Source organism: Cupriavidus sp. FW306-01-F10A, from assembly GCF_058782785.1.
In genome coordinates, this window is sequence record NZ_JBYSYA010000027.1 from 1 (window position 1) to 26,416 (window position 26,416).

Sequence of the window (26,416 nt, forward strand, 5' to 3'; positions counted from 1 at the left end):
AGGCAGTTTGCCGTGTGATCGCGTTGCGGCAGCCCACATTAGTTCGTACTGAATGGTATGGAAGGCACGCACGAAGCGTTCCGCGAATCTTATCCAGAGGCTATTGTAATGATAACAATTCTCATTTAATATCTTTCCATCGACTGCGCCATAACCGGCGCGCCCTTTTTGCAGAACGGAGCCAGAAGATGAGCACACTTTCCCTGCCGCTGTCGCAACCGCGTGAAGTCACCCGCCGCCGGCTGTCGCTGCGCCGCGTCGAGGTCGCCGCGCAACCGCGCCGCGAGGCCAGCGCGAAGGCGGCACCGTCGACCATCGCATCCGTGAAGTCCGCGGTGGCGGCCCTGCCCGCCCGGCTCGAGGCACTGGTGCGCGACAGCCTGTCGCCAGCGCCTGCTGGCGAGGCGGTGGCCCTGGACGCCATCATGCGTGGCGCCAGCACCCTGCCGATCCTGCACAACGGCGATGTCTACACGCTGCGCGTCACGCGCTACGGCAAGCTGATCCTGACGAAATGACGCGGCCCCGCGGCGATACCGCAAGGTTGAAGCCAGAGGGAAGCGACCGAGACCCGCGTTGGGCGCGGGTGCCACGTACGTGGCAGTAAAGACTTTTGTGGGGACCACCTCGGAACGAGGTGTTGGGCAGTAGCCAGGTACTGGTGCCGCGGGCGGGATTCAGACCCCACGCCGGGCCGACCGTACCCAGCCATGCCCTCTTTTATGCCGCCCCGCAGGCCATGCCAGCGGGGCCTTTTCATGCGCCGGCACAATGGCCGGCGCAAGGGCTTTACAGGCCCAGCGCAGCGATACCGGCACGCGCGATCTGCGCGTCTTCGGTCGACTTCACGCCCGACACGCCCACGGCACCGACCACCTGATCGTTGCAGACGATGGGCACGCCGCCCTCCAGCATGCCTTGCAGCACCGGCGCCGTCATGAACGAGTAGCGACCGTTGTTGATCATGTCTTCGTAGACCTTCGACTCGCGACGGCCCAGCGCCGAGGTACGGGCCTTTTCGCCGGCAATATAGGCCGAGATCGGCGCGGCACCATCCAGGCGCTGCATCGCCAGCAGATGGCCGCCATCGTCCACCACGACAATGGACACGGCCCATTGATGATTTTTCGCCTCGGTTTCCGCTGCGGCCATGATCTTCTTCACGTCGTCTGCCGTCAGAACCGTTTTTTGCTGCATGCCACTCTCCTGGTCATTCATTTGGTTAAGGCCGAAGTATAGCGCCGCACCCCCGCCATCGTCATGACAGGCGCCCCATTGCGGTGCGCCGGAGCGCGGGGAAAAACAAGAATGGCCCGCGCTTGGGCGGGCCATTCAACATAGACGGACAACAGCGATTCAGGCGCCGTCCGAGAACGGATCCGGCTTGCCAATGAGCGCGCCATCGGTGTACGGATCGGGCTTGGCGAGGCGGGCACCGTCGGTGAACGGATCAACCTTGCCCATCTTGGCACCATCGGTGTACGGGTCCGTCTTGCCGACCCTGGCGCCGTCCAGGTACGGATCGACCTTGCCGACGGCGGCAAATGCGGAGGTGGAAAGCGCGCCCAGCGCGGCCAGCGCTGCGACGGCAGCAACGGCTTGTGTGATCTTCATGGATATTCCCCTTGCTATTGTTGGTCGAGGCACCGTGCAGCACGTTGCAGTGCCGTCATCACGATGTCACACCGATAGTTTAGGGGGAAACCCTTATAACGATAGAGGTGACGCTTTGAGCAGTCTGTTCAAATAATTTGACTACTCTGACCAAGGGGGCGAATTTCCTGGAACTGGCTTCAGCGCCTCATGTCGCAGTGCGGCAGGAAAAAGGAAAGGGCCCCGGAGGGCCCCTTCTCTTTCAAAAAGCTTGCGCAGGTCGAACGACGATCAGTCGTCGTGCCAACGGCCGTGGCCATGCCCATGCCGGTGGCCGTGCCCACGATGGTATCCCGGCGGGCCATAGTAGCCGCGGTGGCCGCCGTAATAGCGCGGCGGGCCGTAGTAGCCAGGACCGTAATAGACCGGACGCGGCCGCACCACCACCGGCGGCGGACCGTAGTAGACCGGCGCGGGCGCCACCACGACAGGCGGCGGTGCATAGTAAGCCGGGGCTGGCGGATAATAGGCGGGCGCGCCAACCACTACGCCCGGCACGCCGATTGCCACGCCGACGCTCACATGGGCCATTGCTGCCCCGGAAGCAAGCCCGGCTGCGACACCGAATGCTGCGAGCCACCAACGTTTCATATCCGCCTCTCAATGTGAGATTTCTCTTAATCCGTATTGTAGGGGTTCGGAATTTTCCAGGTGCAACGGCAAGGTCGACATTGTTACCAGCCGTAACAGTGGCGTCACTTTTTCGCGCGCCCGGCGCCCGCCGCAGTAACGCGCTTGCATCCGGGATGCCGAGCCACCACAATACCGGGCTTGCCGTGCGGCCGTGGAGAAATTGGTAGACTCAGCAGACTTAAAATCTGCCGCCTTTCCAGGCTTACGGGTTCGAGTCCCGTCGGCCGCACCAGGGTGTACAGCCCCCTTCCGCTCCCGTTTCAAAATAAAAGAAGGGGCCATCGGCCCCTTCTTTTGATGCCTTCAGCTCCGCGCGCGTCAGGCCATCGCGTAGCACATCAGCGCACCCACCCCCATCAGGAATACGAACAGCACACCGGCCAGCGCCAGCGGCTTGCGTCCGGCGCGCACCAGGTCGCCGATGCGGGTGTGCAGGCCGATCGCCAGCATCGCGCAGGCCAGCAGCCAGTTGTCCAGTGCGATCAGCGGCGCCTTCCAGGCAGTGGGCACGGTGCCGGCCGAGTTGACCGCCATCACCGCGACAAACCCCACCGCGAACCACGGCACCGACTTCAGGATGCCATGCAGGCGGCTGCCGCCTGCGGTGCCTTGCTCGGCTTGCTCGCCGCCCTGCGGCCACAGCGCCATCACCAGCAGCAGCGGGCCCAATGCCAGCACGCGCACCATCTTGGCCACCACGGCAGCGTCGGCGGTCGGCTCGCTGATCATCTTGCCGGCGGCGATCACCTGGGCCACCTCGTGCAGCGTCGCGCCGGTAAAGATGCCGAACATGCGCTCGCTGACGGCCCAGTGCCAATGGCCTGTCGCCAGTTCGTACAGATAGGGATAAAGCAGCATGCCGACGGTGCCGAACAGCACCACGGTCGCCACCGCCACGGCGGTCTGCTTGTCGTCGGTGCGCACCACCGACGATACGGCAATGGCCGCGGCGGCACCGCAGATGGCGCTGCCGGAGCTGACCAGGATCGCTTCGCGGCGGCTCAGGCCGAAGAACGTGGTGCCCACCCAGGTGCCGAACAGCAGCGTGGCCACCAGCATGGTCAGCGGCACCACGATGCCCGGCAGCCCCAGCGCGACGATCGAGGCAAAGGTCAGGCGCAGCCCGTACAGTGCCACGCCCAGGCGCAGCAGGTGGTGGCGTGCGACCTGCATGCCGGGGGCCAGCGGCGCCAGCCAGTGGCGCGGCAGCGTATTGGCCGCGACCATGCCGGCGCACATGGCCAGCGTCAGCGCGCTGAGGCCATAGCGCGCCACGGCCGGATGCTCGGCCAGCGCAATCGCCAACCAGGCAATGCCGCCCAGCGGGACCAGTGTCAGCAGGCGCTGCGACCACGGCGGCGGCAAGGCCGGCGCGGCGGCCGGGGTGGTGCGGGGGGCGGAGACGGAGGACATGGCAGGCTCGGGTCGTGTTCTTTAGTGACTCAAGCGTACTGGCGCCCCGCTAACCCGTAAAACGGGTAATATCGGTATGCATTATTGATTATATCGATATGGACCACCGCCCCGATCCCCGGCCCGAACACCGCCCCCTGCGCCTGACGCTGCGCCAGCTGTCCGTCTTCGTTGCCGTGGCCCAGCATGGCAGCACCATGGCGGCGGCGCAGGCACTTGCGATGTCGCAGTCGGCCGTCAGCGCCTCGCTGGCCGAGCTTGAACGCGCGCTCGACAGCCCGCTGTTCGACCGCGTGGCCCGCCGGCTCAGCATCAACGAGACCGGACGCCAGTTTTTCCCGCGCGCGCTGTCGCTGCTGGACCAGGCCCAGGAACTGGAGCGCTTTGCCACCCAGACCGGCGTGCAGCTGCGCATCGCGGCCAGCAATACCATAGGCAGCTACATCCTGCCGCCGCTGCTGGCGGGCTTCCGCCATTCGCGCAGCGGCCCGTGCACGCTGGACCTGCGCATCGGCAATACCCGCGAGGTGCTGCAATCGTTGCTGCAGTTCGACGCCGATATCGGCCTGGTCGAAGGCGCCAGCCATGAGCGCGACCTGCGCAGCGTGCGCTGGTGCGACGACGAGATGGTGGTGGTGGTCGGCCCCTCGCATCCGCTTGCGGCCGCGCCGCATGACCTGGTGGCGCTGCGCGATGCCGAATGGATCGTGCGCGAGCCGGGCTCGGGCACGCGCGAGGTCATCGAGGAACGGCTGGTGCCGTTGCTGGGCGAGTTGCGCTTCGCGCTGGAGCTGGGCAACGCCGAAGCCATCAAGCGCGCCGTAATGAGCGGCTTCGGCGTCAGTTGCCTGTCGCTGCATGTGGTGCGCGATGAACTGGAGCGCGGCACGCTGGTGGCGATCCGCGACGGCCTGCCACGCATCGTGCGGCCGCTGCAGCTGGTGGTGCACCAGGACAAGTTCCCGACCCAAGGGCTACTGGCCTTTACCGAATACCTGCGCACCATGGCGCCGCGGATCGGCGGCTGAGCCGAACCCAGGCTACGGTCACGCCGGCTGCGGATCCGCGCTGCGATGGCGCCGCGCCGTGTACAGGTCGAGCAGGTGGAACAGCACCGGATTGAGCATGATCGACAGCAGCGCCCCAGCCAGGATCAGCGCCTGGCCGCGCTCGGGCAGGATCTTCAGGTAGACGCCGAGGCTGGCGAGAATGAACGAGAACTCGCCGATCTGCGCCAGGCTCACGGCAATGGTCATGCCGGTCTGCCCGGAATGCCCGAAGGCACGCACGATGCCCAGCGCCGCCAGCGACTTGCCCACCACGATGATAAACACCGTCGCCAGCACGCCCCACGGGTCGTTGACCAGCACCATCGGGTCGAACAGCATGCCCACGGATACGAAGAAAAGCACGGCGAAGGCATCGCGCAGCGGCAGCGACTCTTCGGCCGCACGATGACTGAACTCGGACTCCGCCAGCACCATGCCGGCAAAGAACGCGCCCAGCGCGAACGACACGCCAAAGAGCGCATAGGCGCCGTAGGCCACGCCCAGCGCCGTCGCCAGCACGCCCAGGCGGAACATCTCGCGGTTGCCGGTCCAGACGATGCGCTCCAGCATCCACGGGATAAAGCGCCGGCCGATCACCAGCATCACCGCAACGAAAGCGGCCACCTTGCCCAGCGTCGCGAAGATCGCGAGCACCACGTCACCGGTAGCCGGCGCGGCCTCGCCCGGTGTTTCGCCGGCGCCCGCCAGCAGACCTGCCATGGCCGGCAGCAGCACCAGGGCCAGCACCATCGCCAGGTCTTCCACGATCAGCCAGCCGACCGCGATGCGGCCCTGCGGCGACTCCACCAGGTCACGCTCCTGCAAGGCCTTGAGCAGCACCACGGTGCTCGCCACCGACAGCGCCAGTCCGTACACCAGCCCCTGCCCCCATGACCAGCCGAAGCCCCAGGCCACCAGCATCCCCATCAGCGTGGCGATGCCGATCTGCACCACCGCCCCCGGAATGGCGATGCGCTTGACCGCCATCAGGTCCTTGATCGAAAAGTGCAGCCCCACCCCGAACATCAGCAGGATCACGCCAAGCTCGGCCAACTCCGGCGCCAGGGCCTGGTCGGCGGTATAGCCAGGCGTGTGCGGACCGACCACGATGCCTGCGCACAGGTAGCCGATCAACGGCGGCAGGCGCAGCCGGCTGGCGATGGCGCCAAGGATAAAGGCCAGGACGATACCGCCGACGATGGTACTGATAAGCGGGGTGGCGTGATGCATGCGCGCGGGATTCCTCGTGTCAGGGGCTGAACGGCTAACCCGCTCCCAGCCCTGGCAACCGCGACAGCGCCTCCGGCGCGCACCAGCGGTCAGCGCGGGGAAGTCGCCGCAACAATTGGCAGCAGCATCGGAACGGGGAAGAACGGGAAGTGCCGCAGCGGCCCCGGACACGCCGGCGGCGCGTCACGGATCGGGGATGGCGATTGACATGCTGCCCCGCTATCCATCACGCGGAGCCCCCCGAAAAGCGTACGACAGGAGTAATGTAACATGCCCGCCACGTGCCCGAGGCGCGGAGATGGCGAACGATCCGGCGCCCGGAAAACAAAAACGGCGCCGCGAGGCGCCGTTCTGCATGCAACTGGAGGCGGAGGTCGGAATCGAACCGGCGTACACGGCTTTGCAGGCCGCTGCATAACCACTCTGCCACCCCGCCAGGTGACGTGCTGCTGGATTGTATCCGCATTCAGCCGATGCTGCCGGAGCGCAGCTTCCGGCAATGTCTTGCGGCGATTCAACCCAAACAAAAAGGGAAGCGGTGCTTCCCTTTGGGGATTGGAGCGGGAGACGAGTCTCGAACTCGCGACCTCAACCTTGGCAAGGTTGCGCTCTACCAACTGAGCTACTCCCGCATACAACTTTTTGCTGCCAGCCCCGCATCGTGCAAGCACGCTGCCGGACCTTCTTTAACCTGGAGCGGGAGACGAGTCTCGAACTCGCGACCTCAACCTTGGCAAGGTTGCGCTCTACCAACTGAGCTACTCCCGCAGGGGCACCGCTAAAATCCAACTAAGGCGTTTTATGCCGCAACACGCTGTTATCTCACAACATCTTGCGTCAAACCTACCTTATCTCGCTGCTTTCGTTTGCGTCGTCAGCAACGAGAATGAGATTATGCAAAGAACTGCTCTCGCCGTCAACACCTTTTCAAAAATTCTTTTCATTTCTGCGCGCCGGCGCGCGCCACCATCCCGCTGCGCTCGCGGATTTGCGGCCAGGCCAGCTTCATGTAATAGAACATCGACCAAAGCGTCAGCACCGCCGCCACGTAGATCATCCACGTGCCGAGCAGGTGGGCATCGAAGCCGAGCAGGCGGTCGCTGTACAGCAGCAGCGGGATCGCCACCATCTGCACCGTGGTCTTGAGCTTGCCGAGGAAGTTCACCGCCACGCTCTTGGAAGCGCCGATCTGCGCCATCCATTCACGCAGCGCCGAAATGGTGATCTCGCGCCCGATGATCACCAGCGCGATCAGGTCCGTGACCCGGCCCAGTGCCAGCAGCGAAAGCAGCGCCGCCGTCACCATCAGCTTGTCGGCGACCGGGTCCAGGAAGGCCCCGAACGACGAGGTCTGGTTCCAGCGCCGCGCAAGGAACCCGTCCAGCCAGTCCGTGACCGCGGCAATGATGAAGAACGACGCCGCCGTCAGGTTCTTGGCGTGCATCGGCAGCCACGCGTCGGGCAGGTAGAACACGCCAACCACCAGGGGAATCATGGCGACGCGAAGCCAGGTCAGCAGGATCGGGAAATTGAAGGGCATGGAACTCGGGCGGCGGGGGACGGTAACCAATCTTGCGATTGTCGCCGATTTCCGGACCAATCGACCATCACTGGCCAATTTCCCACCCCGCGGCCCCGCGCGCTCAGTGCAACTGCCGGTAGATCTCTTCGGCCAGGCCGCGTGAAATGCCCTCGACGCTGGCCAGTTCGTCGATGCTGGCGGCCATCACGCCGCGCAGCCCCCCGAAGCGGGTCAGCAGCTTCTGGCGCCGGCGCGCGCCGATGCCCTCGATCTCTTCCAGGCGCGAGGTGGTGCGCGTCTTGGCGCGGCGCGCGCGCATGCCGGTGATGGCAAAGCGGTGCGCCTCGTCGCGGATCTGCGCCACCAGCATCAGCGCGGCGCTGCCCTGCCCCAGTTCCAGCGACGGGCGGCCATCGGCGAACACCAGCGTCTCCAGGCCGACCTTGCGGCCCTCGCCCTTGGCCACGCCGACCAGCAGGCCGATATCCAGCCCGAGCTCTTCGAACACCTGCCGCGCCACCTCGACCTGTCCCTTGCCGCCGTCGATCAGCACGATCTGCGGCAGCTGCGCCGCGGCTTCGCTGCCGGCCTCCATGCCGCCGTCTTCCTGGATCTGCTCGACCAGCTTCTGGTAGCGCCGCGTCAGCACCTGGCGCATGGCCGCGTAGTCATCGCCGGGAATGATGTCCTGGATGTTGTAGCGGCGGTATTCGCTGTTCTGCATGTCGTGGTGGTGGTACACCACGCACGATGCCTGGGTGGCCTCGCCGGCGGTATGGCTGATGTCGAAGCATTCCACGCGCAGCAGCGCCAGGTCTTCCAGGTCCAGCCCGATGGTTTCGGCCAGCGCGCGCGTGCGTGCCTCCTGGCTGCCCTGCTCGGCCAGCCGGCGCGACAGCGCCAGCGCCGCGCCCTGCTGCGCCATCTCCAGCCAGATCTTGCGCTGGCCCTGCGGCTGGCGCACCAGCGTGACCTTGCGCCCGGCGTGCAGCGTCAGCGCCTCGAGCACCGTGGCATCGTCCGGCGCATGGCTGACGACGATGATGGGCGGCGCCGGCTGCTCCAGGTAGTGCTGCACCATGAAGGCCGACAGCACCCGGGTGGCGATGCGGTCGACGGTCAGCGGCGGCGCGGTGGCGGCGCTGTCATCGTCGCGCTCATCGGCATCCTCGACGATCATCGCCGCTTCGTCGGCATGGGCCGGGAAGTAGGCCTTGTCGCCCAGATGGCGGCTGCCGCGCACCATGGCCAGGTTGACGCAGGCACGCCCGCCCTCCACGGCGACGGCCAGCACGTCGATGTCGCGCGCCTGCCCGCCCACCTCTTCCACCGCCTGGCGCTTGAGCACGGTCGACAGCGCCGCGATCTGGTCGCGCACGGCCGCGGCCTGCTCGAACTCCAGCCGCTCGGCATGCTGTTCCATCTTGCCCTGCAGGCCTTCCAGCACCTCGGTCTGGCGGCCTTGCAGGAAGCGCGCCGCGTTGGCGACATCGCGCGCATAGTCCTCTTCGCTGATGGCGTTGACGCACGGCCCGGTGCAGCGATGGATCTGGTGCAGCAGGCACGGCCGCGTGCGGTTGTTGAAGACGGTGTCCTCGCAGGTGCGCAGCTGGAACACCTTCTGCAGGATCTGCATGCTCTCGCGCACCGCATAGGCGCTAGGGAACGGCCCGAAGTACTGGTGCTTGCGGTCGGTGGCGCCGCGGTAGTACGCCATGCGCGGGAAGCGGTGCCCGGTCAGCTTCAGGAACGGGTACGACTTGTCGTCGCGGAACAGGATGTTGTAGCGCGGCGCCAGCGCCTTGATCAGGTTGTTCTCGAGCAGCAGCGCCTCGGCCTCGGTGCGCACCACCGTGGTATCGATGCGGGCAATGCGCGCCACCATCATCGCAATACGCGGCGACAACTGGGTCTTGTTGAAGTAGCTCGACACCCGCTTCTTCAGGTCGCGCGCCTTGCCCACGTACAGCACATTGCCGGCCGCGTCGAAATAGCGGTACACGCCCGGCAGGCCGGGCAGGCGGGAAATGACCGGGCGCGGGTCGAACGGCTCCGGCGGCGCTTCAGCAGCCGCCTCGGCAGTCACCTCGGCTGGCCGGGCGGCCGCCGCTTCGGCCGGAACTTCGTCGGCGGGATTTGGGGAATCGGGTTGCTGGTCGGACATTGGGGACGGTGACCGCTACACGGCCTGCGCGCATCAAAACGGCATGGCCTCTAAAATCGCAAGTTTAGAGCAATTCAGCGCGCGCCCCGCCCGCCCCTCACCCGCCATGCCTATCCGCTCCTGGGACATCTTCTGCACCGTGATCGACAATTTCGGCGACATCGGCGTCTGCTGGCGGCTGGCACGCCAGCTCGCACAGGAACACGGGCACGCGGTGCGGCTGTGGGTCGATGACCTGGCCAGCTTCGCGCGGCTGGCGCCGGAACTCGATACCGGCGCCACGGTGCAGCGCCTGGCGGGCGTGGAGATCCGTCCGTGGCGGCCGGGTGGCGACAGCGTGGATGACACCGCCGGGGTCGAGCCACACGATGCCGTCATCGAAGCCTTCGCCTGTGATGTGCCGCAAGCCTTCCTGGCCCGCATGGCCGCGCGTGACCCCAAACCCGCCTGGATCAACCTGGAATACCTGAGCGCCGAGCCTTGGGTACGGGAGCACCATGCGATGCCCTCGCCCCATCCGCGGCTGCCGCTGGTGAAGCATTTCTTCTTCCCCGGCTTCGAGCCCGGCACCGGCGGCCTGCTGCGGGAATCGATGCTGGGCGCGCAGCGCGCCGCCTTCCTCGGCGGCACGGCTGCCCAGGCGGCCTTGTGGCACCGGCTGAGCGTGATGCCCCGGCCCGATGCGCTGCGCGTGAGCCTGTTTGCCTACCGCAACCCGGCCCTGCCCGCGCTGCTGGAGCAATGGCGCGATGCCGCCGAGGCGGTCCATTGCCTGGTGCCCGCAGGCCTGGCCGCGGACCAGGTCGCCGAATGGCTGGGTGCCCCGCTGCGGATTGGCGACCCGGTGGAACGCGGCAGCCTGTGCGTGCAGCTCATCCCTTTCGTACGCCAGGAGCACTTTGACGAACTGCTGTGGGCCTGCGACCTGAACTTCGTGCGCGGCGAGGATTCCTTCGTGCGCGCGCAATGGGCGGCGCGGCCGCTGGTGTGGCATATCTACCCGCAGGACGATGCCGCGCACCGGGTGAAGCTGGACGCCTGGCTCGACCTGTTCGGCCAGGGCGGCGTGGCGCCGGAAGCAGCGGCCGCGCTGACGGACTTCTGGCACGCCTGGAACGGCTATGGCAATGCCGTGGACTGGCCGCGCCTGCGTGCGCACCTGCCGGCACTTGCCGCGATCGCAGCGCGCTGGGAGCGGCGTTTGCAGCATCCCGGCGATCTTGCCGCCAACCTGGTGGCGTTTTGCGAAAATCAGGTAAAATGATCGGTTGATTCAAATGGCGACCGGGCCGGAGAACCAGGGCCTTTCCCAGGCGTCAGACCGACACTGGGCGAAGACCTGTATGCAAGCTGAGCACGGGGTCGCGAGCGCGTGAACGCCTCTCGTTGGGGCTCACAGGCTCACCGCAGGTGATGCCGGCAGCGCGCCTTCGCCATTCCAAATTCCTACTTTCTATTTCAGGAAAACAGTTCAGATGAAAATCGCACAGGAACTCCGCGTCGGTAACGTGTTCATGATCGGCGGCGATCCGATGGTCGTGCAGAAGGCCGAATACAACAAGTCGGGCCGCAACGCCGCTGTGGTCAAGATGAAGTACAAGAACCTGCTGACGGACGCACCGGGCGAGTCGGTGTTCAAGGCCGACGACAAGTTCGAGGTCGTGGTGCTGGAGCGCCGCGAATGCACCTACTCGTACTTCGCTGACCCGATGTACGTGTTCATGGACGCCGACTACAACCAGTACGAAGTCGAGAAGGACAGCATGGGCGACTCGCTGAACTACCTCGAAGACGGCATGAACGTTGAAGTGGTGTTCTACAACGACAAGGCCATCTCGGTTGAAATGCCGACCACGCTGGTCCGTGAAATCGTCTACACCGAGCCGGCCGTCAAGGGCGACACCTCGTCGGGCAAGGTGCTCAAGGGCGCCAAGATCAACACCGGCTTCGAGCTGCAAGTGCCGCTGTTCTGCAACATCGGCGACAAGATCGAAATCGACACCCGCACCGGCGAATACCGCAGCCGCGCCAACTAAGGCGCTTGCTTCGCCCCGCTTCAGCGCGGGGCCGGTCAACAAAAATGGCAGCCGCGGCTGCCATTTTTGTTTGTGCACGCGGCCCCGTTCAGGCGATCAGGTCGTGCTCTTTCAGCGTGCGCAGCGCGGCGCGGTACTCGCCTTCCTGGTGCAGCTTGTTCCAGTCCAGCGGCTTCCTGCGCGCGAACAGCTTGCGGATGCGGCGCTGCGAGGTCTTGTCGATGCCCACGTCCAGCTCGGTCAGCAACTGGTCGGCGCGCTCCGGGTGGTTGCAGATCAGCACCATGTCACAGCCCGCGGTCAGCGCGGCGCGCGCGGCCTCGGTGACATTGCCGGCGACGCTGGCGCCTTCCATGCTGAGGTCGTCGCTGAAGATCACGCCCTCGAAGCCCAGCTGGGCGCGCAGCACGTCCTGCAGCCAGTAGCGCGAGAAGCCGGCCGGGTTCGGGTCGACCTTGGGGTAGATCACGTGCGCCGGCATCACCGACGACAGCGACAGGCCCAGCCACTCGTACGGGCGCGCATCCTGCTCCAGGATCTCGTCCAGCGAGCGCTCGTCGACCGGGATCGCCACGTGCGAATCGGCCTCGACGTAGCCGTGGCCAGGGAAGTGCTTGCCGCAGTTGCTCATGCCGGCCAGCAGCAGGCCGTGGTTCAGGTGGCCGGCCAGCATCGACACCACGCGCGGATCGGCGTGGAAAGCACGGTCGCCGATCACGGCGCTGCGGCCGTAGTCCAGGTCCAGCACCGGGGTGAAGCTCAGGTCGATGTCGCTGGCGCGCAGTTCGGCGGCCAGCACATAGCCGCAGGCCACGGCGGCCTTGGTCGCGGCCAGCACGTCGCGCTCCCACAGCTCGCCCAGGCGGTGCATCGCCGGCAGGTGGGTGAAGCCGTCGGTCTTGCAGCGCTGCACGCGCCCGCCTTCATGGTCGATGCAGATCAGCACGTCGTCGCGCACCGCGCGGATGGCGCGCGTCAGCGCCTGCAGTTGCGCGCGCGACTCGAAATTGCGCGCGAACAGGATCACGCCGCCGGTCAGCGGATGCGCGATGCGGCGCGCATCTTCCGCGTCGAGCTGCTTGCCGACGACGTCGAGGACCACCGGGCCCGGCCGCTTGCCGGAGTTCTTCTTGGACATGGAAGTTGTTGGATTCACAAGGCTGTAGGTTGGGAAGCCGCCCCGCCCGCACGCTCGGCAATGGCGAAGGCGACGGCAAAGTCGTGCTCGTCACTGACACTGACCCGCACGGTGAGCCCGCGTTCCGCCAGCCATGCGGCCAGCTCGCCATGGCATACCGGCGTGGGCTCGCCGGACGGCAGGTTCATCAGCTCCATGGCGCGCCACGTCATCGGCCAGCGCATGCCCAGGCCGATGGCCTTGGAGAACGCCTCCTTGGCAGCGAAGCGCGTGGACAGGAAGGCCAGCCCGCGCTTCTCGGAGCGCGCCTTGCGCGCGTGGTACTTGGCCAGCTCATCGGGGCCCAGCACCTTCTCGGCGAAACGGCCGTTGGTGCGTTCCATCACGCCCTGCACGCGGGCGATCTGGATGATGTCGGTGCCGACGCCGTAGATCACGCCGGGGCGCCCGCGGCAGGATAGCGCGTGCCCAGGCGCGCAGCGACCATGATGGCCTTCATCTCGCGCACCGCGTTCTCCCAGCCCGCGAACACCGCATGCGCCACGATCGCGTGGCCGATGTTCAGCTCCTTGATGCCGGGCAGCGCGGCGATCGGCTGCACATTGGTGTAGTGCAGGCCATGGCCGGCGTTGACCACCAGGCCGTGCTTCTGGCCGGCATCGACGCCATCGGCGATGCGGCGGAACTCGAGCGCCTGCTCATCGGGCGTATGCGCATCGGCATAGCGGCCGGTATGCAGCTCGATCACCGGCGCGCCGCACGCGGCCGCCGCGGCGATCTGGTCGGCATCGGCATCAATGAACAGCGACACGCGGATGCCGGCACCGGCCAGCTGCGCGCACGCCGCCTTGACCTGCTCGAAACGCCCGGCCACATCCAGCCCGCCCTCGGTGGTCACTTCCTCGCGGCGCTCCGGCACCAGGCATACGTCCTGCGGACGGATCTCGCAGGCGATGTCGAGCATCTCCTGCGTGAGCGCGCATTCCAGGTTCATGCGCGTGGCCAGTTGCGGACGCAGCGCGCGCACGTCGGCATCGCGGATATGGCGGCGGTCTTCGCGCAGGTGCAGCGTGATCAGGTCGGCGCCGGCCTGTTCCGCCAGCAGCGCGGCACGGATGGGATCGGGGTACACGGTGCCGCGCGCGTTGCGCAGCGTGGCGACGTGGTCGATATTGACGCCAAGGTCGATGACGCCCGGATTTGCGTGGAAGATCATGCGAGCAGGTGCAGGAGTGAGTCGGATGGTTCTTGAGTCGGTCAGAGATACTGCAGGTCGATCAGAATCTGGCGCGTCTTCAGCGGCGCGCCTTGCAGATAATAATGCAGCAGGAACCGCATCAGCGCGCGGCTTTGCGCGGCGGTCTGCGCACGGCTGTAATCGTCCTGCGCCATGTCCAGCAGGGTCTGGCCGGTCACCACCGGCCACGACGACGGGTCGCTCGGCTGCGCGCGGCGCACGCCGCGCTCTGGCTGGTAGACATAGTCCAGGCCCGGCTGGACCCGCTCGCCGGTGCTCAGGCACTGGTCAAACGCAACCGCGAAGCCGGTTTCCTGCAGCAGCACGCGTTCAAAGCTGCGCAGCACCAGCCCGGCTTGCTCGCCGTGCGCCAGCCGCGTCAGCGTCGTCAGGTAATGGCGGAACAAGGCCGGATGCGCATCCTCGCGCGGGCAGAAGCGCATCAGCAGCTCGTTCAGGTAGAACGCCGACAGCAGCGCGTCGCCGGCCAGCGGCGGCATGCCGCCGACCCACTCGGCCTTGGTCAGGGTCTTGACCTCGCCGCGGCCGCTCCATGACACCGAGACCGGGTGGAAATGCTGCAATACCGCGCGCAGTGCGGAGTGCGGGCGCTTGGCGCCCTTGGCCACCATCGAGATGCGGCCGTAGTCGCGCGTGAACAGGTCCAGGATCAGGCTGGTCTCGCGATACGGCCAGGCATGCAGCACAAAGCCGGGCTGCTCGGCCACGCGCGACTCGGGCCGGGCCGGCACGATGCGCATGGCGCGATCCATCATCGCGCGCGCGGCAGCGTCGGCCATGCCGGGCAGCGCCTTGCTGTCGAGCAGTTCGGCGGCCTCGTCGACCACGGGGTCGGCGCGGCGGGACCGTGGCGCCGGCGCCGGCGCGCGCGCGATGTCAGCCGTCTTGCTCACTGGTCGCTCGCTGTTGTGCTCACTCGTAGCCGTACGCGCGCAGCCCTGCTTCGTTGTCGGCCCAGCCGCTCTTCACCTTGATCCACATTTCCAGGTAGACCTTGCCGTCGAACAGCTTTTCCATGTCCAGGCGCGCCTCGGTGGAGATCTGCTTGAGCTTGGCGCCCTTGTTGCCGATGATCATGGCCTTGTGCGCGTCGCGCTCGACCAGGATGGTGGCAAAGACGCGGCGCAGGCGGCCTTCGGTCTCAAACTTGTCGATGATCACGGTGCTGGTGTACGGCAGCTCGTCGCCGGTCCAGCGGAACACCTTCTCGCGGATGATCTCCGAGGCCAGGAAGCGCTCGCTGCGGTCGGTCATGGCGTCGGCGTCGTACATCGGCTCGCCTTCCGGCAGGTAGGGCCGGATGATCTCGAACAGGCGCGCGATATGGTCGTGGGTCTTGGCCGTCATCGGCACCACTTCGCGGAACGGGAACTGCTGCCCCATCTTTTCCAGGAAGGGCATCATCACTTCCAGGCGGTTCTCGCCGTTGACGCGGTCCAGCTTGTTGGCGACCAGCAGCACCGGCGTGTTCTTCGGCAGCAGCGACAGCACCTTCTCGTCGTCGGCGCCGTAGTAGCCGGCCTCGACCACGAACAGGACCAGGTCCACCGACGACAGCGTGGACGTGACCGCGCGGTTCAGCGAACGGTTCAGCGCGCTGGCGTGGCGGGTCTGGAAGCCCGGCGTGTCGACGAACACATACTGCGCGTCATCCGTGGTCTGGATGCCGACGATGCGGTGGCGCGTGGTCTGCGCCTTGCGCGAGGTGATGCTGATCTTCTGGCCGACCAGCGCGTTCATCAGCGTGGACTTGCCCACGTTGGGGCGGCCGACGATGGCCACGGTGCCGCAGCGGAACGCCGCGGCCGGGGTATCCGCCGCGTCTTGCTGCGGATGGGTAGATTCGGTCATTCCTTCAACCTGAGAGACAGCTGTGGGTCTTGCGGCACGGGTTGCTTGCGGGTCTTGCCGGTGCGCTCGGCGCGGCTGCGCTTGAGCAGCTGCGGCACCAGCTTCTGGACTTCATCCAGTGCCAGCTTGGCGGCGGCCTGCTCGGCGGCGCGCCGCGAGGCGCCGGTGCCGAACACCCGGACTTCCAGTTTAGGCACCGTGCACTCGACTTCAAACTGCTGGCTGTGCGCGGCCCCGTGTGTGGCGATTACGTTATATTGCGGCAGGGCGATCTTGTGGCCCTGCAGGTATTCCTGCAGCAGGGTCTTGGCGTCCTTGCCCAGCGTGCGCGGATCGACCTGCTCCAGGATCGGGATATAGAGCTTGCGGATCAGCGCGCGCGCGGCGTCGAAGCCGGCGTCGAGAAACACCGCGCCGACGATGGCTTCGAGCGCATCGGCGAGGATGGACGGACGGCGGAAGCCGCCGCTCTTGAGTTCGCCCTCGCCCAGGCGCAGCGTGTCGGACAGCTGCAGCATCTGGGCGATCTCGTACAGGGCCTGCTGCTTGACCAGGTTGGCCCGCACGCGCGACAGGTCGCCCTCGTCGAGCTTGCCGAACATGCCATAGAGCATGTCGGCCACGGCGCAGTTGAGCACCGAATCGCCCAGGAATTCAAGGCGTTCGTTGTGCTGGGCGCTGTGGCTGCGGTGCGTCAGCGCCTGTTGCAGCAATTCGGGCTTGCTGAATCGGTAGCCGAGTCGTTGCTGCAAGGCGTCGAGGTTCATATCAGTGCTGCGTTCCTGAATAGGTAATCAGTAGGCTCAGGGGTCCGTAGACGGGTACCTCGGTCCGGTACGAGAAATCGACCGACTGGATGGTGCCGTTCTCGTCTTCCCGGATCAGGAGGTCCTCGGCCTTGATTGCGGTAATCCGGTCGATGGCTGCCTGCTTTTCAAAAAAATCGACCACTTCGCGCTTGTTGGCGGCGCGCTGCTTGGCATAGCTGGCGGCGCGCTTGACCGAAAAATACTCCACCAGGCTCGGGATCGCGCGCAGGGCCGGCAAGGCCACCCCGATCACGAACACCACGATCACCAGCAGCGTCCAGACGGAAAACCCGCCTATGCCTGCCCGGCGTCGTACCGGATTCCTGCCCCCCACCTTCCCAAGTTGACCCATGATGCGCTCGTCCTCGTTTAGCGTTGAGTGTTCTTGCGCCGCGGGGATTCTTATTTGAACGTTCCCACGCGTCCGAAATTGCCCAGGTTCATCCAGATTACAAAGGCCTTGCCGACGATATTCTCATCCGGCACGAACCCCCAGAAACGGGAATCCAGGCTGTTGTCCCGGTTGTCACCCATGACGAAATAGTGACCTGCAGGTACCTTGCAGGTCACGCCCTGCTGATTGTAAGTGCAGTTTTCCCGGTACGGGAAATCCGGGTCCGCCCCCGCGATAAACGCCGGGCGGTCGGCGTCGTTCAGGATGCCATGATCGACGCTGCCTGGCAGCTTTTCGCGGAAATGCCTGGAATATGCCAGGCGCTCCTCGTCCAGGAAATCCGGCAGCGCGGCGTACTCGGCCGGCTTGCCGTTGATGGTCAGGCGCTTGTTGGCATACTGCACCACGTCGCCCGGCACGCCGATCACGCGCTTGATGTAGTCGAGCGACGGGTCCTTCGGGTAGCGGAACACCATGACGTCGCCGCGCTGCGGCTCGCCCATGTCCATGACCTTCTTGTTCACCACCGGCAGGCGGATGCCGTACTCGTACTTGTTGACCAGGATGAAGTCGCCGATCAGCAGCGTCGGGATCATCGAGCCGGACGGGATCTTGAACGGCTCGACCACGAACGAGCGCAGCACGAACACCGCCAGGATCACCGGGAAGAAACTGGCCGAATATTCCAGCCACCACGGCTGGCGCAGCTTTTCCTCGGCCAGGCGCTTGCGCGTGGCGTCAGCTTCCGCCGCGCCGAAGCGGCCCTGCAGGTCGGCCTGGCGCGAATCGAACTCGGCCAGCGCCAGGCGCGCCGAAGAGCGGCGCTGCCGCTCGAACACGAGCTTGTCCGCAACCCACGCGACGCCCGTAATCACCACCAGCACAAAAAGGATCAGTGCAAAATTCATGACGGCTTCTGGTTTTTTGAAATCCTGGTACAGCCTGTTCTTTCACCACGGCGGCAAGCCGCCGCGCGTGGCACTGCCCTGCTCGCGGCGCCTTCTTACTTGTCATCCACCTGCAGGATGGCCAGGAAAGCCTCCTGCGGGATCTCGACCGTACCGACCTGCTTCATCCGCTTCTTGCCCGCCTTCTGCTTTTCCAGCAGCTTCTTCTTGCGCGTGATGTCGCCGCCGTAGCACTTGGCCAGCACGTTCTTGCGCAGCGCCTTGACGTTTTCGCGCGCAATGATATTCGCGCCGATGGCGGCCTGGATCGCCACGTCGTACATCTGGCGCGGAATGATCTCGCGCATCTTGGCCGCGACCTCGCGGCCGCGGTATTGCGAGTTCGATCGGTGCACGATCACCGACAGCGCATCGACCTTGTCGCTGTTGATCAGGATGTCGACCTTGACCACGTCCGACGGGCGATATTCCTTGAACTCATAGTCCATCGACGCATAGCCGCGCGACACCGACTTCAGGCGGTCGAAGAAGTCCATCACGATTTCCGCCATCGGGATTTCGTAGGTCAGCTGCACCTGCTTGCCGTGGTAGCTCATGTTGATTTGCGAGCCACGCTTCTGCGTGCACAGCGTAATCACCGAGCCGACATATTCCTGCGGCATATACAGGTTCACGGTGACGATCGGTTCCAGGATCGCCTCGATCTTGCTCGGGTCCGGCATCTTCGCCGGATTTTCCACGGTGATCACGGTGCCGTCGCGCATCTCGACCTGGTACACCACCGTCGGCGCGGTGGTGATCAGGTCCATGTCGAACTCGCGCTCCAGGCGCTCCTGCACGATCTCCATGTGCAGCAGGCCGAGGAAGCCGCAGCGGAAGCCGAAGCCCAGCGCCTGCGACACTTCCGGCTCGAACATCAGCGAGGCATCGTTGAGCCGCAGCTTTTCCAATGACTCGCGCAGCGCCTCGTACTGGTTTGCCTCAACCGGGTACAGGCCGGCGAACACCTGCGGCTTGACTTCCTTGAAGCCCGGCAGCGGCGCTTCGGCCTTGCGCTGCATGGTGGTGATGGTATCGCCCACCTTGGCCGCCTTCAGTTCCTTGATGCCGGCGATGACAAAGCCCACCTGGCCCGCCGTCAGCGCATCGCGGGGGATCGACTTCGGCGTAAACACGCCCACCTGCTCGACCAGGTGCTGTGAGCCGTTGGCCATCAGCAGCACCTTGTCCTTGGGACGCAGGGTGCCGTTGACCACGCGCACCAGCATCACCACGCCAACGTAGTTGTCGAACCACGAATCGATGATCAGCGCCTGCAGCGGCGCGTCGGCGTCGCCCTCGGGCGGCGGCACCTTGGCGATCAGCGCCTCGATCACGTCCTGCACGCCCTGCCCGGTCTTGGCCGAGCACGGCGTGGCGTCCTGCGCGTCGATGCCGATCACGTCCTCGATCTCCTGGATCGCGTTATCGGGATCGGCCTGCGGCAGGTCGATCTTGTTCAGCACCGGCACCACTTCCACGCCCAGCTCGATCGCGGTGTAGCAGTTGGCCACGGTCTGCGCCTCAACGCCCTGCGAGGCGTCGACCACCAGCAGCGCGCCTTCGCAGGCGGACAGCGAGCGGCTCACTTCATAGCTGAAGTCGACGTGTCCCGGGGTGTCGATCAGGTTCAGGTTGTAGACCTTGCCGTCGCGCGCCTTGTAGCTGAGCGCAGCGGTCTGCGCCTTGATGGTGATGCCGCGCTCCTTTTCGATATCCATCGAATCGAGGACCTGCGCTTCCATCTCCCGATCCGACAGCCCTCCACAAAGCTGAATGATCCGGTCGGCCAGGGTGGACTTCCCATGGTCGATATGGGCAATGATCGAGAAATTACGGATATGGTCCATCTAGTGTTCAGGGGGGCGCCGGCGTGAGAGCCCGCGCGGCAACAAGCGGTTGAGCGGCCCGGCGCCGCGCGCCGCAAGGCGGGCGCGGGCGTACCGCAGGTTCGGGGGGTGCAATTTTTGCGCCAATCCGCAATTTTACCGGATTTTCAATGACTTCCGGGTCGTCAAATGGCGGCGTGGCGCGGTTGGCGGCGGTTACCGACGGGGATCAGCGGGTTGTGTGCGCGCCGCCATGTGCGGCAAGCCACACCCTTACGGCAGCTTCGTCGAGGAAATAGTGGCAAAGCTCCACGGCGCCGCCCTGCAAGTCTGCTGGGGTGCCCGGCATCAGCACCGGCACCAGTTCGCCAAAACGGTCTTTCAGCCCCGCATCGGCATCGACATCCACCTCGTGCAGGGTGAAAGAAAAATCGCGCCGGAGCGGCTCCAGCGCGACCTTCATGTCTTCGCAAAGGTGACAGTATGCCCGGCCGTACAACGTCAGCGCAGGCATACCGGTCATTGCTTTAGCGGCTGGACGTGGCGCCCGGACGCAGCGTCAGCACCTGGGTGGCATCGCCGCGCCGCACGAACACCGCGGCAATCCGGTTCTTGTCCAGGCTGCGCACCAGCTCGTTGAACTGGCGGGCGTTGGTCACGTCCGTATCGCCCAGGCGCAGGATGATGTCGCCCGGACGGATGCCGGCACGCAGCGCCGGGCCGTCGGCCACTTCCACCTCGACGCCCGACTTGAGCTTGAGCTCCTTCAGGCGCGCCTCGGGCAGGTCGTTGACCACCAGGCCAAGCGCGTTGGGCTTGCCGGCCTGTGCCGCGCTGTCGTCCTTGGGCGTTGCGCCGCTGCGAGCGCGTGCCTTGCCGTCCGGCTCCAGCTCGGTGACGGTGATCGTGACCTCGCGGACCGCGCCCTTGCGCCACAGCTGCAGCGGCACGCGCGTGCCCGGCTTGGTCTCGCCCACCATGCGCGGCAGGTCCGAGGCCCGCTCGATATCGCGGCCGTTGAACTTGAGGATGATGTCGCCGGCTTCGATGCCCGCCTTCTCGGCAGGACCGCCCGGCTCGACGCTGCCGACCAGCGCGCCGCGCGCACGGCCCAGGCCCAGCGAATCGGCCACCTCCTTGGTGACGTCGCCGATCGCCACGGCGATGCGCCCGCGCGTCACGCGCCCGGAGCTTTTGAGCTGCTCGGACACGCGCATCGCCTCGTCGATCGGGATCGCGAACGAGATACCCATGTAGCCGCCGCTGCGGCTGTAGATCTGCGAGTTGATGCCGATCACCTCGCCGCGCAGGTTGATCAGCGGGCCGCCGGAATTACCGGGATTGACCGCCACGTCGGTCTGGATGAACGGCAGGTAGTCGCCCGTGTCGCGGCCCTTGGCCGAGACGATGCCGGCGGTCACGCTGTTGTCCAGCCCGAACGGCGAGCCGATCGCCAGCACCCATTCGCCGGCGCGGACCTTGTTGGAATCGCCCAGCGGCAGGCGCGGCAGGCCGCTGGCCTCGACCTTGAGCAGCGCCACGTCGGTGCGCTTGTCCGAGCCGATCAGCTTGGCCTTGAATTCGCGCTTGTCGGGCAGCGTCACATAGATGGTTTCGGCGTCGGCCACCACGTGCGCGTTGGTCATCACGTAGCCGTCCTGGCTGATGATGAAGCCCGAACCCACGCCGCGGCTCTGCTCTTCCTGCTGCGGCGGCTGGCCGCGGCGGGGGGCGCCGGGCGCCGGGGCACCGGGCATCGGCACGCCGAAGAAGCGCCGGAAGAATTCCGCCATCTCGTCATCGCCGCCGGGCGCACCGCGCTGGCGCACGAGTTCCGTGGTGCGGATATTGACCACGGCCGGACTGGCCTTTTCCACCAGGTCGGTGAAATCGGGCAGGTTGTAGTTGGAGGCGGCAGCCTGGGCATGGCTGACTTCGGCAACAGTCGGGCCGAGCAGCATCATGGCAGCCATGACCACGGCCCGCGCCAGGGCTGGAGATCTGAACATCATCGACAACTCCCGGGATTCAGCGAATAGAAGAAAAACCGTCTGGATGTGATCCCGTGGCGGGGACCCCTGCGCAGGTTTCATGGAGCCGGCGCCGGGACAGAGTCCGGCGGCGTCGGCTGCACCTGCGTCAAGCTCAGTGTACCGCCTTGGGCGGGCGGTACTCCACGGCCGTCGCAAACTGCCGCACGGTGCTCGCCGGCACCTCGCCCACCACGGTAATCCAGAAATCGGCAATCCGGCGCACCACGACCTGGGTCGCGCCGAGCGCGGCCACGCCCTCGCGGCGCACGCGTTGCTCGGAAACCGGTTCAATGAAGACCGACAGGCCGGTCAGCCCGTCGCTGTAAACGACCTGCAGCACTTCGAAGACCTGGCCGCGCGCGTTGCCCGGCGCGGGCGCGCGCAACTCGCCGAGCGGACGGCGCACTTCGCGGATCTTCTGGAAGCCCTTGAGCGGCACCGCAATCGACCAGCCCTCGTCGGCGATATTGGTCGGCTGGTAGGTCACCTCATAGCGATTCCAGCTACTGGAATTCTTGATCGCACCGAGGATACGCTGCTTTTCGGACGGCACCCCGATCTGCACCTGCGAGAACGCGACCTGCTCCAGCACCTTGCCGCCGTCGCCGATGGTCTGCGCGCGCATCAGCAGGCCGGAGTTCTTCTCCGCCCACAGGCGCACCGCATAGCGCGCGGCATCGTGCGGCTCCAGCGCAAAGACCTCGCATTCCATGCCTGCCACCCGCTCGGCGGGCATCTTGCGCATGTCGTACAGGTCCAGCACGTCGTTCTTGTTGGTGGCGAGCAGCGCCGGGAAGCGATCCTTGGCTTCCTGCTTCTCCACCACCACCAGCTTGGCTTCGGGGATCAGGCTGTGCACTACGTCATTCTGACGCAGCACCTCGCGCGGCTTGCCGTCGAGCGTTTCCAGGCGTTCGTACTCGTTGTGGACGAGATCGCTGTAGTGCTGGATACGCGAGGCGTGCATGACGCTGCCGCGCTGGTAGATCAGCGTGCCGACATAGTTCTCGCGCTGTGCGGCTTTGTGGATCTTGTTGAGCCAGGCGGTGGCGTCGCGTCGGTTCAGCGTACTGTCCGAAGGCTGTGCGGTGGCCGCGGCAGCGCTCAGACACAAGGCCAGAAAAAAGGACCTACGCAGGGCCCTGATTTTCTGCGCGCCCGCTACATAGGCGGGCGACCCTCCTTTATGCATGTCCGGCATTATTCCTGCGTATTTTCCTGAGTGAAGTTTGCACCGTTGGCAACCGTGCGCATGGTGGGCACGAACGCATCCGTTGCCACCGACGTGCGATGGGCACGCAGGTATTCGTCCAGGCGCGGGTCGCGGATCATCTGGGGATTTTCCGCCGCCACGGTGACGATGCCAGAGGCCGGGCTGGCCGGCTGGTCGGCGCGTGCCACCACGGCATCGGGCGTGGCCAGCGTGGCGGGGCCCCGCATCTGCGGCACGACCACCCAGCTGACCGCTGCCACGGCGGCAGCGATCGCGGTGCCCGGCATCACGCGGCGCACCCACGACGGCCTGACCAGCAGGCGGTGGCGGGCACTGGCCTGCGCCAATGCCGGTACCAGTACATGCGGCTCGGCTTCTAGGCGCGCGGAGAAACGAGAGAGGAAAGCAGAGGTGGAACCCGCGTGCGTCAGGTCTTCCGAGCGCAGCGTGTCGCCGATCAACTGGTAAGTGGTCCAGTCGGACATGCCGGCATCGCTTTTCGCGAGGCCCAGCACGGCATCGACTTCGTGCGGCGCCAGTTCGCCATCCATCAATACGGAGATCTGCTCCGCTGCTTCCACTACATGAACCGACTGCTTATGAGCCTGACCCATTTCCCACCCCAAGACATTCCATTGAACACCGATAATCCCGTCACTTCTGTCGCTTATCGATGCAGGAATACGCTGCAACGCTGGCCGCACGACATTCTTTTCGACTACCCGACTACTACCACCGCTTGCCCTCTGCCGTTCCCAGCAGCGGACGCAATTTCTCGGCAATCGCCTCGCGCGCCCGAAAGATCCGCGAACGCACCGTGCCGATCGGACATCCCATCGCTTCGGCGATCTCCTCATAGCTGAGGCCCTCGATCTCGCGCAGCGTGATGGCGGTCCGCAATTCTTCCGGAAGGGCCTCCATGGCGCGGTTCACCGTCTCGGCGACCTGGCGCGTGTGAAGCATCGATTCCGGCGTATTGATATCCCTTAGTTGCTCACCGTCCGCAAAAGTTTCAGCCTCTTCTGCATCGATATCGCTGGACGCTTCCGGGCGGCGGCCCTGGGTGGCCAGGTAGTTCTTGGCCGTGTTGACGGCGATCCGGTACAGCCACGTATAGAAGGCCGACTCCCCGCGGAACTGGGGCAAGGCGCGGTATGCCTTGATAAAGGCATCCTGCGCCACATCCTCCACCTCAGCGGGGTCCCTGACCAGGCGCGAAATCAGGCGAATGATCTTCCGATGGTATTTGGTCACCAGAAGTTCAAAGGCCCGCTTGTCGCCCTGCTGGACGCGTTCAACTAGGAGCTGATCGGCTTCGCGTTCGCTCACGTATGGCTCACCTGCAGTGTATCTCTTGGTTTGGTCGTCACGACAAACGTTGTATTTTACCTACGATTCTAAGCCCGCCCGGTGAAGCAACGCGCATCCTGTGACCGTAAGCTAACAAAATCGTTCCCCTGCCGGCATCTCAGGCTGCACCCGCAGTGCAACTCTGGTGGCGCGTTGCAACCACCGCGCCATCGCGGGCGAACCCGCCTGCCAGGGGAGAAAGATGGCGCCCGGCATCCCGGGCGCTCCGGGGGCCAGGCGCACGACAGCGACGCCGCCGGCCTGCCAGCATTGCCTGACCACAGTCTCGTGTCGGGCACGGCCCGGCCCTTGCAGGCGGATCCGCAATGGCCCGTTGCCGTCGGGCGCGTGCAGCACTGCCGTGCAGCGCCAGCGCAGGCTACACCACCACGCCGGCCAGGCACGCACCGTTGCCGCTGCGGCAAGCACGAGTGCCAGCGCCATGGCGGAATGCCCCCAATGGAAACCAGCCTGACTGCCGGCTATTACAGCGGCCAGCGTCCGCGCCAGCAGCGCGAGCGCCAGCATTTCGCCGGCACAAAACACGAACAGGGCCCACCGCAACGGGTGGACCCTGCCCTGGCGCAGCCCGCGAAGGGCCCGCCTCAACCACGGATCAGGCGCGGCGGAAAACAAGCGTGCCGTTGGTGCCGCCGAAACCGAAGTTGTTCTTCACCGCGACCTCGATCTTCATCTCGCGCGCCGTGTTGGCCACGTAGTCCAGGTCGCACTCGGGATCCTGGTTGTCGAGGTTGATCGTCGGCGGCGACACCTGGTTGTGCAGCGCCAGCACGGTGAAAACCGATTCCAGGCCGCCGGCGCCGCCCAGCAGATGGCCGGTCATCGACTTGGTCGAGTTCACCACCATCTTGTAGGCCTGCTCGCCGAATGCGGCCTTGATCGCATCGGATTCGTTCTTGTCGCCCAGCGGCGTGGACGTGCCGTGGGCGTTCAGGTAGTGCACCTGGTCCGTATTGATGCCAGCGTCCTTGAGCGCGTTGACCATGCAACGGCGCGGGCCGTCCATGTTCGGCGCGGTCATGTGGTAGGCGTCGCCGCTCATGCCAAAGCCGATCAGCTCGGCGTAGATGCGCGCGCCGCGCGCCTTGGCCGACTCGTACTCCTCCAGCATCATCACCCCGGCGCCTTCACCCAGCACGAAGCCGTCGCGGTCCTTGTCCCACGGACGCGAAGCGGCGGCCGGATCGTCATTGCGCGTCGACAGCGCACGCGCAGCGGCGAAACCGCCGATGCCCAGCGGCGACACGGTCGACTCGGCACCGCCCGCCAGCATGGCGTCGGCATCGCCGGCCTGGATCAGGCGGGCGGCCAGGCCAATGCTGTGCAGGCCGGTCGTGCAAGCCGTCACGGCAGCCAGGTTCGGGCCCTTGATACCGTGGATGATCGACAGGTGGCCCGCGATCATGTTGATGATCGAGCCCGGCACGAAGAACGGCGAAATCCGGCGCGGACCGCGCTCGGTCAGCACGGCGTGGGTCTCTTCGATCAACGGCAGGCCGCCGATGCCCGAGCCGACCAGCACGCCGATGCGCTCGGCATTGGCCTCGGTCACTTCCAGGCCGCTGTCCTTCAGCGCCTGCGTGCCGGCTGCAATGCCGAAATGGATGAAGGTATCCATCGCGCGGGCTTCCTTGGCCGGGATGTAGTCCTCGGCATTGAAACCCTTCACTTCACCGGCAAAGTGCACGGAAAGCGCGGAGTGATCGAATTTGGTGATGGTGGCGATGCCGGACTTGCCGGCAACCAGGTTGGCCCAGCCTTCGGCAACCGTGTTTCCGACCGGAGACACAAGGCCAAGCCCAGTGACGACGACGCGACGACGGCTCACTATGTTTTCCTACGGGTGCGTGAAACGGGAACGGAACGGAGATCA

Annotated in this window: 26 protein-coding genes and 4 tRNA genes; 5 read left to right on the forward strand and 25 right to left on the reverse strand. The window is 65.7% G+C overall.

The window, feature by feature from the left end:
- Window positions 1-188: 188 nt before the first annotated feature.
- The gene (locus AC3WLF_RS26945; RefSeq protein ID WP_010814706.1) at window positions 189-518 is read left to right on the forward strand and encodes a hemin uptake protein HemP; all 330 of its coding nucleotides are present in this window, start codon (window positions 189-191) and stop codon (window positions 516-518) included.
- Between the two features lie 271 nt (window positions 519-789).
- Here the strand turns inward: AC3WLF_RS26945 and AC3WLF_RS26950 are convergent, their stop codons facing one another.
- The 3 genes from AC3WLF_RS26950 to AC3WLF_RS26960 form a co-directional block, all read right to left on the reverse strand.
- Window positions 790-1,197: a heme-binding protein gene (locus AC3WLF_RS26950; protein ID WP_010814705.1), complete on the reverse strand. Its 408-nt coding sequence runs from the start codon at window positions 1,195-1,197 to the stop codon at window positions 790-792.
- Window positions 1,198-1,356: 159 nt separating this feature from the next.
- On the reverse strand, window positions 1,357-1,614 hold the full coding sequence (locus AC3WLF_RS26955; RefSeq protein WP_492321725.1) for a hypothetical protein: 258 nt from the start codon (window positions 1,612-1,614) through the stop codon (window positions 1,357-1,359).
- A 270-nt stretch (window positions 1,615-1,884) separates the two neighbouring features.
- Window positions 1,885-2,244, reverse strand: a complete 360-nt coding sequence (locus tag AC3WLF_RS26960) for a hypothetical protein (RefSeq protein WP_492321724.1) — start codon at window positions 2,242-2,244, stop codon at window positions 1,885-1,887.
- Between the two features lie 187 nt (window positions 2,245-2,431).
- Between AC3WLF_RS26960 and AC3WLF_RS26965 the strand changes: the two genes are divergently transcribed.
- A tRNA-Leu gene (locus AC3WLF_RS26965) sits at window positions 2,432-2,518 on the forward strand.
- A gap of 86 nt (window positions 2,519-2,604) precedes the next feature.
- Here AC3WLF_RS26965 and AC3WLF_RS26970 read toward each other — a convergent pair.
- The gene (locus tag AC3WLF_RS26970) at window positions 2,605-3,699 is read right to left on the reverse strand and encodes a YeiH family protein (protein ID WP_010814702.1); all 1,095 of its coding nucleotides are present in this window, start codon (window positions 3,697-3,699) and stop codon (window positions 2,605-2,607) included.
- Between the two features lie 98 nt (window positions 3,700-3,797).
- On the opposite strand from AC3WLF_RS26970, the gene AC3WLF_RS26975 reads away from it, so the two are divergent.
- The gene (locus AC3WLF_RS26975) at window positions 3,798-4,727 is read left to right on the forward strand and encodes a LysR family transcriptional regulator (RefSeq protein ID WP_492319870.1); all 930 of its coding nucleotides are present in this window, start codon (window positions 3,798-3,800) and stop codon (window positions 4,725-4,727) included.
- Window positions 4,728-4,745: 18 nt separating this feature from the next.
- Here AC3WLF_RS26975 and AC3WLF_RS26980 read toward each other — a convergent pair whose 3' ends face one another.
- The 6 genes from AC3WLF_RS26980 to uvrC form a co-directional block, all read right to left on the reverse strand.
- Window positions 4,746-5,978, reverse strand: a complete 1,233-nt coding sequence (locus tag AC3WLF_RS26980) for a cation:proton antiporter domain-containing protein (protein ID WP_492319869.1) — start codon at window positions 5,976-5,978, stop codon at window positions 4,746-4,748.
- Window positions 5,979-6,340: 362 nt separating this feature from the next.
- Window positions 6,341-6,414, reverse strand: a tRNA-Cys gene (locus AC3WLF_RS26985).
- Window positions 6,415-6,534: 120 nt separating this feature from the next.
- Window positions 6,535-6,610: transfer RNA gene (locus AC3WLF_RS26990), tRNA-Gly, on the reverse strand.
- Window positions 6,611-6,670: 60 nt separating this feature from the next.
- Window positions 6,671-6,746, reverse strand: a tRNA-Gly gene (locus AC3WLF_RS26995).
- Window positions 6,747-6,918: 172 nt separating this feature from the next.
- Entirely contained in the window at window positions 6,919-7,518 is a 600-nt protein-coding gene (pgsA, locus tag AC3WLF_RS27000; protein ID WP_013957352.1) for a CDP-diacylglycerol--glycerol-3-phosphate 3-phosphatidyltransferase, read from the reverse strand.
- 103 nt (window positions 7,519-7,621) lie between these two features.
- A complete protein-coding gene (gene uvrC, locus AC3WLF_RS27005; RefSeq protein ID WP_492340336.1) occupies window positions 7,622-9,664 on the reverse strand; it encodes an excinuclease ABC subunit UvrC in 2,043 nt (680 codons plus the stop codon).
- 106 nt (window positions 9,665-9,770) lie between these two features.
- On the opposite strand from uvrC, the gene earP reads away from it, so the two are divergent.
- A complete protein-coding gene (earP, locus tag AC3WLF_RS27010) occupies window positions 9,771-10,928 on the forward strand; it encodes an elongation factor P maturation arginine rhamnosyltransferase EarP (RefSeq protein WP_492319867.1) in 1,158 nt (385 codons plus the stop codon).
- 211 nt (window positions 10,929-11,139) lie between these two features.
- Entirely contained in the window at window positions 11,140-11,700 is a 561-nt protein-coding gene (gene efp / locus AC3WLF_RS27015; RefSeq protein WP_010814696.1) for an elongation factor P, read from the forward strand.
- An 88-nt stretch (window positions 11,701-11,788) separates the two neighbouring features.
- Here the strand turns inward: efp and nagZ are convergent, their stop codons facing one another.
- The 15 genes from nagZ to fabF all read right to left on the reverse strand — a co-directional run bounded on the left by nagZ (window position 11,789) and on the right by fabF (window position 26,371).
- On the reverse strand, window positions 11,789-12,838 hold the full coding sequence (gene nagZ, locus AC3WLF_RS27020) for a beta-N-acetylhexosaminidase (protein WP_492359059.1): 1,050 nt from the start codon (window positions 12,836-12,838) through the stop codon (window positions 11,789-11,791).
- Window positions 12,839-12,852: 14 nt separating this feature from the next.
- Window positions 12,853-13,275: a holo-ACP synthase gene (gene acpS / locus AC3WLF_RS27025; protein ID WP_340520375.1), complete on the reverse strand. Its 423-nt coding sequence runs from the start codon at window positions 13,273-13,275 to the stop codon at window positions 12,853-12,855.
- Window positions 13,272-14,054 (reverse strand): pyridoxine 5'-phosphate synthase, encoded by a 783-nt coding sequence (gene pdxJ / locus AC3WLF_RS27030; RefSeq protein WP_011615719.1) that lies wholly within the window; start codon window positions 14,052-14,054, stop codon window positions 13,272-13,274. Before pdxJ ends, acpS begins: the two co-directional genes overlap by 4 nt.
- 41 nt (window positions 14,055-14,095) lie before the next feature.
- Entirely contained in the window at window positions 14,096-14,989 is an 894-nt protein-coding gene (gene recO / locus AC3WLF_RS27035; RefSeq protein ID WP_439670798.1) for a DNA repair protein RecO, read from the reverse strand.
- A 19-nt stretch (window positions 14,990-15,008) separates the two neighbouring features.
- Window positions 15,009-15,947 (reverse strand): GTPase Era, encoded by a 939-nt coding sequence (gene era / locus AC3WLF_RS27040; RefSeq protein ID WP_010814691.1) that lies wholly within the window; start codon window positions 15,945-15,947, stop codon window positions 15,009-15,011.
- Window positions 15,944-16,714 (reverse strand): ribonuclease III, encoded by a 771-nt coding sequence (gene rnc, locus AC3WLF_RS27045; protein WP_010814690.1) that lies wholly within the window; start codon window positions 16,712-16,714, stop codon window positions 15,944-15,946. The genes era and rnc overlap by 4 nt, the downstream gene beginning before the upstream one ends.
- A 1-nt stretch (window position 16,715) precedes the next feature.
- Entirely contained in the window at window positions 16,716-17,108 is a 393-nt protein-coding gene (locus tag AC3WLF_RS27050) for a DUF4845 domain-containing protein (protein ID WP_492319864.1), read from the reverse strand.
- Between the two features lie 50 nt (window positions 17,109-17,158).
- Window positions 17,159-18,058 (reverse strand): signal peptidase I, encoded by a 900-nt coding sequence (gene lepB, locus AC3WLF_RS27055; protein ID WP_011615721.1) that lies wholly within the window; start codon window positions 18,056-18,058, stop codon window positions 17,159-17,161.
- 95 nt (window positions 18,059-18,153) lie between these two features.
- Window positions 18,154-19,947: a translation elongation factor 4 gene (gene lepA / locus AC3WLF_RS27060; protein WP_010814687.1), complete on the reverse strand. Its 1,794-nt coding sequence runs from the start codon at window positions 19,945-19,947 to the stop codon at window positions 18,154-18,156.
- Between the two features lie 208 nt (window positions 19,948-20,155).
- Window positions 20,156-20,440, reverse strand: coding sequence for a glutaredoxin family protein (locus AC3WLF_RS27065; RefSeq protein WP_492319863.1), 285 nt, complete (start codon window positions 20,438-20,440; stop codon window positions 20,156-20,158).
- A gap of 13 nt (window positions 20,441-20,453) precedes the next feature.
- The gene (locus AC3WLF_RS27070; RefSeq protein WP_492319862.1) at window positions 20,454-21,938 is read right to left on the reverse strand and encodes a DegQ family serine endoprotease; all 1,485 of its coding nucleotides are present in this window, start codon (window positions 21,936-21,938) and stop codon (window positions 20,454-20,456) included.
- A 133-nt stretch (window positions 21,939-22,071) separates the two neighbouring features.
- A complete protein-coding gene (locus tag AC3WLF_RS27075; protein ID WP_492319861.1) occupies window positions 22,072-23,151 on the reverse strand; it encodes a MucB/RseB C-terminal domain-containing protein in 1,080 nt (359 codons plus the stop codon).
- A gap of 8 nt (window positions 23,152-23,159) precedes the next feature.
- The gene (locus AC3WLF_RS27080) at window positions 23,160-23,786 is read right to left on the reverse strand and encodes a sigma-E factor negative regulatory protein (RefSeq protein WP_492319860.1); all 627 of its coding nucleotides are present in this window, start codon (window positions 23,784-23,786) and stop codon (window positions 23,160-23,162) included.
- Window positions 23,787-23,901: 115 nt separating this feature from the next.
- A complete protein-coding gene (rpoE, locus tag AC3WLF_RS27085; protein ID WP_010814682.1) occupies window positions 23,902-24,501 on the reverse strand; it encodes an RNA polymerase sigma factor RpoE in 600 nt (199 codons plus the stop codon).
- A 637-nt stretch (window positions 24,502-25,138) separates the two neighbouring features.
- Complete coding sequence (gene fabF, locus AC3WLF_RS27090) at window positions 25,139-26,371, reverse strand: beta-ketoacyl-ACP synthase II (RefSeq protein WP_454750348.1); 1,233 nt, start codon at window positions 26,369-26,371, stop codon at window positions 25,139-25,141.
- Between the last annotated feature and the right edge of the window lie 45 nt (window positions 26,372-26,416).

Bases quoted from the DNA above. Each gene is read 5' to 3' on its own strand.
- AC3WLF_RS26950 (WP_010814705.1), bottom strand. From the start codon at position 1,197: ATGCAGCAAAAAACGGTTCTGACGGCAGACGACGTGAAGAAGATCATG.
- AC3WLF_RS26955 (WP_492321725.1), bottom strand. From the start codon at position 1,614: ATGAAGATCACACAAGCCGTTGCTGCCGTCGCAGCGCTGGCCGCGCTG.
- efp (WP_010814696.1), top strand. From the start codon at position 11,140: ATGAAAATCGCACAGGAACTCCGCGTCGGTAACGTGTTCATGATCGGC.
- AC3WLF_RS26980 (WP_492319869.1), bottom strand. From the start codon at position 5,978: ATGCATCACGCCACCCCGCTTATCAGTACCATCGTCGGCGGTATCGTC.
- AC3WLF_RS26975 (WP_492319870.1), top strand. From the start codon at position 3,798: ATGGACCACCGCCCCGATCCCCGGCCCGAACACCGCCCCCTGCGCCTG.
- pgsA (WP_013957352.1), bottom strand. From the start codon at position 7,518: ATGCCCTTCAATTTCCCGATCCTGCTGACCTGGCTTCGCGTCGCCATG.
- AC3WLF_RS26960 (WP_492321724.1), bottom strand. From the start codon at position 2,244: ATGAAACGTTGGTGGCTCGCAGCATTCGGTGTCGCAGCCGGGCTTGCT.
- AC3WLF_RS27070 (WP_492319862.1), bottom strand. From the start codon at position 21,938: ATGATGTTCAGATCTCCAGCCCTGGCGCGGGCCGTGGTCATGGCTGCC.
- era (WP_010814691.1), bottom strand. From the start codon at position 15,947: ATGACCGAATCTACCCATCCGCAGCAAGACGCGGCGGATACCCCGGCC.
- AC3WLF_RS27075 (WP_492319861.1), bottom strand. From the start codon at position 23,151: ATGCATAAAGGAGGGTCGCCCGCCTATGTAGCGGGCGCGCAGAAAATC.
- rnc (WP_010814690.1), bottom strand. From the start codon at position 16,714: ATGAACCTCGACGCCTTGCAGCAACGACTCGGCTACCGATTCAGCAAG.
- AC3WLF_RS26970 (WP_010814702.1), bottom strand. From the start codon at position 3,699: ATGTCCTCCGTCTCCGCCCCCCGCACCACCCCGGCCGCCGCGCCGGCC.
- nagZ (WP_492359059.1), bottom strand. From the start codon at position 12,838: ATGTCCAAGAAGAACTCCGGCAAGCGGCCGGGCCCGGTGGTCCTCGAC.
- AC3WLF_RS27065 (WP_492319863.1), bottom strand. From the start codon at position 20,440: ATGCCTGCGCTGACGTTGTACGGCCGGGCATACTGTCACCTTTGCGAA.
- lepA (WP_010814687.1), bottom strand. From the start codon at position 19,947: ATGGACCATATCCGTAATTTCTCGATCATTGCCCATATCGACCATGGG.
- earP (WP_492319867.1), top strand. From the start codon at position 9,771: ATGCCTATCCGCTCCTGGGACATCTTCTGCACCGTGATCGACAATTTC.
- uvrC (WP_492340336.1), bottom strand. From the start codon at position 9,664: ATGTCCGACCAGCAACCCGATTCCCCAAATCCCGCCGACGAAGTTCCG.
- AC3WLF_RS27080 (WP_492319860.1), bottom strand. From the start codon at position 23,786: ATGGGTCAGGCTCATAAGCAGTCGGTTCATGTAGTGGAAGCAGCGGAG.
- AC3WLF_RS26945 (WP_010814706.1), top strand. From the start codon at position 189: ATGAGCACACTTTCCCTGCCGCTGTCGCAACCGCGTGAAGTCACCCGC.
- lepB (WP_011615721.1), bottom strand. From the start codon at position 18,058: ATGAATTTTGCACTGATCCTTTTTGTGCTGGTGGTGATTACGGGCGTC.
- pdxJ (WP_011615719.1), bottom strand. From the start codon at position 14,054: ATGATCTTCCACGCAAATCCGGGCGTCATCGACCTTGGCGTCAATATC.
- AC3WLF_RS27050 (WP_492319864.1), bottom strand. From the start codon at position 17,108: ATGGGTCAACTTGGGAAGGTGGGGGGCAGGAATCCGGTACGACGCCGG.